6 protein-coding genes and 1 pseudogene are annotated in these 6000 nt (G+C 65.1%); 5 read left to right on the top strand and 2 right to left on the bottom strand.

Annotated features, from left to right (window positions below; translation table 11 throughout):
* From KEM60_RS10600 to KEM60_RS10585, 4 genes are all read left to right on the top strand, one after another.
* Positions 1 to 926, top strand: a 926-nt coding sequence (locus KEM60_RS10600; RefSeq protein WP_219107539.1) for an ISL3 family transposase, incomplete at its 5' end; no start/stop codon positions are given.
* 39 nt (positions 927 to 965) lie between these two features.
* On the top strand, positions 966 to 1481 hold the full coding sequence (locus KEM60_RS10595; protein ID WP_370626346.1) for a CPBP family intramembrane glutamic endopeptidase: 516 nt from the start codon (positions 966 to 968) through the stop codon (positions 1479 to 1481).
* A gap of 602 nt (positions 1482 to 2083) precedes the next feature.
* Positions 2084 to 2818, top strand: a complete 735-nt coding sequence (locus KEM60_RS10590; protein WP_219107537.1) for a helix-turn-helix domain-containing protein — start codon at positions 2084 to 2086, stop codon at positions 2816 to 2818.
* 10 nt (positions 2819 to 2828) lie between these two features.
* Entirely contained in the window at positions 2829 to 3272 is a 444-nt protein-coding gene (locus KEM60_RS10585) for a hypothetical protein (protein WP_219107536.1), read from the top strand.
* 150 nt (positions 3273 to 3422) lie between these two features.
* On the opposite strand, the pseudogene KEM60_RS16950 reads toward KEM60_RS10585, so the two are convergent.
* Together KEM60_RS16950 and KEM60_RS10575 are read right to left on the bottom strand one after the other, a co-directional pair.
* Positions 3423 to 3581 (bottom strand): annotated as a pseudogene (locus tag KEM60_RS16950) (GNAT family N-acetyltransferase); the annotation flags it as partial.
* A 316-nt stretch (positions 3582 to 3897) separates the two neighbouring features.
* Positions 3898 to 4302, bottom strand: coding sequence for a DUF1203 domain-containing protein (locus KEM60_RS10575; RefSeq protein ID WP_255574515.1), 405 nt, complete (start codon positions 4300 to 4302; stop codon positions 3898 to 3900).
* A 197-nt stretch (positions 4303 to 4499) separates the two neighbouring features.
* On the opposite strand from KEM60_RS10575, the gene KEM60_RS10570 reads away from it, so the two are divergent.
* On the top strand, positions 4500 to 5801 hold the full coding sequence (locus KEM60_RS10570) for an ISL3 family transposase (RefSeq protein ID WP_219107535.1): 1302 nt from the start codon (positions 4500 to 4502) through the stop codon (positions 5799 to 5801).
* The last annotated feature ends 199 nt before the right edge of the window (positions 5802 to 6000 follow it).

The raw sequence follows: 6000 nt of genomic DNA, 5'->3' as shown, positions 1-6000 counted from the left end.
GCCGTGTCGCCGACGCTCTCGGGGTCGCCTGGGACACCGCCAACACCGCAGTCCTCGACGAAGGGCGCAGGCTCTTGATCAGCGATGACACCCGTTTCGACGGAGTGAAGGTGCTCGGTGTGGACGAACACGTGTGGCGTCACACCCGCAAGGGTGACAAGTACGTCACCGTGATCATCGACCTCACGCCCGTATGGGATGGAACCGGCAGCGCACGACTGCTGGATATGGTCGAAGGCCGGTCCAAGAAGGTGTTCAAGACCTGGCTGGCCGACTGCGACGAAGCCTGGCGGGAACGCATCGAAGTCGTCGCGATGGATGGCTTCACGGGTTTCAAGACCGCTGCCGTGGAGGAGATCCCGCACGTCACGACCGTGATGGACCCCTTCCACGTCGTGCACCTCGCGGCGGACGACCTGGATGAGTGCAGACGCCGCACTCAACACGACATCTTCGGACGCCGCGGCCGTACCGGTGACCCTCTGTACGCATCTCGTCGGACCTTGCACACCGGAGCTGACCTGCTGACCGACAAACAGAAAAAGCGGCTGGTCGAGCTATTCGCTGACGAGCGGCACGTCGCGGTCGAAATCACCTGGAGCATCTACCAGCGCATCATCGCCGCTTACCGTGACCCCGACCGCGCCGCAGGCAAAGCCACCATGACCACCCTCATCCAGACCACCACCACGGCAGTACCCGCCGGGCTGACGGAGGTCGCACGCCTAGTCCGCACACTGAACAAGCGCGCCCAGGACATCCTCGCGTTCTTCGACCGGCCCGGCACATCTAACGGGCCCACCGAGGCCATCAACGGCCGTCTCGAGCACCTACGCGGTATCGCCCTGGGCTTCCGCAACCTTACCAACTACATCGCCCGCAGCCTGCTGGAGGCCGGCGGCTTCAAACAGCACCGACACCGCTGATTGAGAAGAGCCAGTTTGGGTGCGTCGGCGGTGTGGTCGGTGTTGTCGATCATTCGCAGGTTGACGGCGGCTACGGCGTTGTCGGGGCAGACATCGTCGTTGAATACGTCAGCCACCCCGGATCGGCCGTGGCTGGATTTGGCGTATCAGGTGACTCGGATCGCAGTGGCTTTGGTGCCAGTGGTGTTGGCGATGCATTTGCTCGCCCGGGATGGGGTGTCGCCGGGACGGATCGGTGTGGATCGTCGTCGGCCCTGGTCTGATCTGGCGGTGGGAGCCGGCTTAGCGGCCTTGGTGGGGATCCCCGGGTTGGGTTTGTATCTGGTGGCGCGCGCTGTGGGTGCGAATACGACGGTGTCTGCGGTGATCCGCGGCGCTTATCACCTGTATCAGGGCTTCGGGGGATTTGTGGGAAACATCGTGATGGGGGTGCTTTTCGGTGCGGTGTATGCCCGGAAAGGGCGGGTGATGCCGCTGATCATCGCGCACACGATCCTCGACGTGGTGGCGTTTGTGGGCTATGCCGCGCTGAAGGGTCACGTGTCCTGGTTGTGAACGGCAGGTGGCCGAACGTCCACCGGCAGTATGTGCGCAAAAACGGCGTTCCCATCCATCACGACTGGACGTCCGACCTGACCGGCTCTTATCGTCGTGCCGTTCACCAGGGGGGAAGCACCGCGGGACGTCTCGAACACCTACGCGGCATCGCGTTGGGCTTCCGCAACATCGCCCGCAGCCTCCTTGAGGCCGGCGGCTTCAAACAGCACCTACACCCTTGATTGGGAAGAGCCAGTTAACCGGGTCGCCTCAGCCCCAGATGAAAGGAATGCGTGTCGTCACGCTGCTCGGGAGCCGACACTGCGCCCACGGCGCACGTTGCACGCCCTGGCCTGCCAGGCCAGGTTTGTGCAAGGTACGCCGCGTAGCGCTGTGCAAAGTAGGCTGCGTCTCGACAACCGGTGTCGAGATGCAGCAATGACTTCACAAACGGTGTCGAGATGCACTGAATCTTGTAAGAACGGCGGTTGATTCTAAGAATTAGCCGACGTTATGTACCTCGGGCGTGTTGCGACGGTTCAGTTATCGTTCCCTGGAGCGGGTGTCACGTCACGCTCACCCGTACGGCGTCGGGCGGCTCCGCTGGTTAGCATCGGCGGGTGACCGCATCGGTGTGGCGCCGTCCCGCATACGGCGTGGATCTCGGCTACACCACCGAGGTGAGCGCGCGTGTCGACTACATCTCCATCCCCGATGGCCGGTGCGGTCTGGTGTGGGCACGTGGGGACGTCTGGTGGCTCGGTCCGTCGACTCGACCCTGGCGATCAACTGCCGTCGGGAAGGTCGTGGGGGTTCGGCTGAGCTTCGGTGCTGGTCGCATCTTTGTCGGCGAACCGCTTCATCCGTGGCGGGATGGATGCGTGCCGCTGTCGGCGCTCACGCAGGCTGTTGGCGTGTATCGTGCGGCGGAAAGTCTTGCCCGTGCCGCGGAGGGAGAGCACCTGCCAATGCTTGGCGGGTTGGTGTCGTCTCGCCTCCGCTCGGCGGGGGGTCTGGATCTCGCGGCTGTGTCGTTAGCGGCCCAAATCGGGCAGGGCGCGAACGTCGCGGCCCTTGCCGACTCACTGGACATCTCCCCTCGCCAGCTGCTCAGGCAGTGCAACGACCTGTTTGGAATGCCGCCCTCGACCCTGCGTAAGATCCTGCGGCTGCACCGCGCGGCCAAGCGCGACCCTGACGAAGGCGGCCGATGGGCTGCGGTCGCTGCAGCTGAGGGGTACGCCGACGAGTCGCACCTGGCGCGTGACGCCCGAGCCCTCACGCTGACCTCGATGCGCGTCGCAAGCTCGCACCCTGTCCGATTCGTTCAAGACGCCGCAGCCGTCAGCGCCTAGCGTCTCGGCCATGGTCGAGTGGGATGAAATCACGACAGCGGTGGGGCTGGCCCTGAGCGGAGACAAGGTCGCGGGCAAGGCGGCACTTCAACGGGCTTGGGCTTCCACCCACGACGGGGATCATGCGCAGCGCTGCGTGCTGGCTCATTACATGGCCGACCTCGAAGACAACCTCGCCGACGAGGTGCGATGGGACGAGCTCGCCCTCGAGCACTACCCGCACATCCAGCCAGGAGAACTCTGCGCCATCGGCATAGCTGATGTGCGTGGTCTGGCCTCAAGCCTGCATCTCAATCTGGGCGACGGGTATGTCCGCCAAGGGCGAGTCGAGGACGCCCGTCTTCAACTCGCCGCAGGGCAAGCTGGCCAGGTTGCTCTTTCCGACGACGGCTACGGCGACCTCATCCGCAAGGGCCTACAGGGTCTAGAGCAGCGAATCGCGCAATCGCGCTAGGGCCGATGAGTTCTTCAAAGGGTGACTTCGATCCTGGCTGAATCTCCAAACGTATCGCTGTCGAAATGCAGTCAATCCTGGAAGAACGGCCGTCGACTGGAGGAATTCACGGACGTTACAGGCCGTCGAAGTCGCTACCCCCCATACCAGTTAGGTCAAGGACCGTCGCATAAGCAGGTCGGTGGTCTGGTACCCGTGCGACCGGTAGAGCGTGATCGCGGCCTCATTGCCGGCGAAGACATGCAGGCTCACCGACGAGTACCCGTTGGACCGAGCCCAGCCGTGTGCGGCATCGAGCAGCTGCGTTCCGTTCCCGTGCCCGCCCGTCGACGACGATGTCGTAGATGGAGGTCAGGCCCTCTTCCACACGGTGGGGCCCGACCCACACCCACCCGCACGGGGCGCCGCCCGGCTCACTGGCCTGCAGAACGACATGCCCGTCGCACAATCGACCATCGGGGAACATCACTGCAGTCTCGATGCGGGCCTGTCGGTGGGCTTCCTCGACCGGAATCGCTCCCACCGTGTGCTTCTGGTCGGCGTACCGAGCCTGGGCCGCGGTGATGAAGCCGGGCAGATCGACGCCCCGCCAGGGGCCTGATGGCCACGTCGATTGTGGGGCGCATCACGACGCCACCGGTGTCTGGGTGTCGGGTGTGGCGGGCGTGAGCGCGGCGATCGCCGCGGCAGGGTGGCCGGGCCGGCCGGCCGAGTCGGGCCGGTCGAGTCGTGCGGTGAAGCTGTAGCACCCGGCGAGGACGTTGGAGGCCTGGACGAACTCGACCCGGGAGTCATTCAGGATCCGCGTGATCTCGTCATGAAGGCCTTTCCCTGCAGGCACGTGGATGTTGAGGTCGTAGACGAGGGTGTGGGCGCGTCCAGCGTCATCGCCGTAGGCGCGAACGATCTGGGCCTTCCGTTCGAACTGGTGCGGGTAGTCGCCGCTGGCGCCGACGCACGGCTCGGCGTGGACGACGACTGGGCCGGTCGTGCGGTAGGAACTCGTCCAGGGAAAGTTCGAGAAGGCGATGATGGCGATCTCGTCCCCTGGCCGAGAGTCGGTGAGGCAGCAGCGCAGCGGCCATCCGCCCTCGTCGTCGGTAAAGGGGCTCTTCCCAGATGAGGGTGTAGGTCGGGGTAGGTGTTGGCGGCGAGTCGGTGGCCGGATAGGGGTCGAGGTCTTCCGAAGATGAAGGTTCCTACACCGCTCATCTGGAAGACCTCGACGTGCTGGACGCTACCTTCACCGACCCTGACCTGACCACCTTCACCGGCCTGGATGGGCTTGGTCTGCAAGCTGTGGGCCAGTGCCTACGGCCTGACTGTGCCGTGCTGGCCTGCAGAGTGGTTGCTGAGGACCGCTGGTGCCGACGCTGCGGATGTGAAGGGCACGTGCGCGACAGCATCGTGCGCGAGTTGGCCCACGCACCCTTGGGGTGGCGCCCGACGATTCTGCGGGTGCGTGTGCGCCGCTACCGCTGCACCGGGTGCGGGCACGTGTGGCGTCAAGACCTCACGCCCGCGGCCGCGCCACGGGGCAAGCTGACCCGGACCGCGCTGGCCTGGGCACTGGAAGGGCTCGTGGTGGCGCACCTGTCGATAAGCCGTGTCGCCGACGCTCTCGGGGTCGCCTGGGACACCGCCAACACCGCAGTCCTCGACGAAGGGCGCAGGCTCTTGATCAGCGATGACACCCGTTTCGACGGAGTGAAGGTGCTCGGTGTGGACGAGCACGTGTGGCGTCACACCCGCAAGGGTGACAAGTACGTCACCGTGATCATCGACCTCACTCCGGTGCGCGATGGGACTGGTTCTGCGCGGCTGTTGGACATGATCGAAGGCCGGTCTAAGGCCGTCTTCAAGACGTGGCTCGCCGGCCGCGACGAGACCTGGCGTGACCAGGTCGAGGTCGTCGCCATGGACGGTTTCACCGGTTTCAAGTCCGCCGCGCTCGAGGAGATCCCGCACGTCACCGCCGTCATGGACCCTTTCCACGTGGTCCACCTGGCCGGCGATGCTTTGGATGACTGCCGCCGCCGCACCCAGCAGGACATCTTCGCCCGACGCGGCCGCGCCGGTGAGCCTGTCTACAAGACTCGCCGCACCTTGCACACCGGCGCTGACCTGCTCACCGACCGCCAGAAAACGCGTTTGGCGGACCTGTTCGCCGACGAGCGCCACGCCGCGGTCGAGATCACCTGGAGCGTCTACCAGCGCATGATCAGCGCCTACCGCGACCCCGACCGCGCCGCTGGGAAGGCCACCATGATCACCCTCATCCAGACCATCAGCAAGGCGGTTCCCACCGGGCTACCCGAAGTAGCCCGCCTGGGACGCACCTTGCACAAACGCGCCGAGGACGTGCTCGCGTTCTTCGATCGGCCCGGCACATCCAACGGCCCCACAGAGGCGATCAACGGACGGCTCGAACACCTACGCGGCATCGCGTTGGGCTTCCGCAACATCACCCACTACATCGCCCGCAGCCTCCTCGAGGCCGGCGGCTTCAAACAGCACCTACACCCTTGATTGGGAAGAGCCACATATCCCCAGTCCACGCCGGTATCCAAGTACAGGGTGGTTGTGAGCATCCACTTCACGGCCGGTCACACCAGGGCAGCCGCATCGGCAACGCGGGAGACCACGTGTGACTCGTTCCGGCAAGCCCTGCCGCCCGCTCGACCAGTCTCATCGTGAGCAGCTCCTGAGACAGGAGCTGCTCAGTTTC

This window comes from Austwickia sp. TVS 96-490-7B (assembly GCF_019331795.1).
Lineage (GTDB): Bacteria > Actinomycetota > Actinomycetes > Actinomycetales > Dermatophilaceae > Austwickia.
This window is presented reverse-complemented; position numbering and strand designations above follow the sequence as displayed.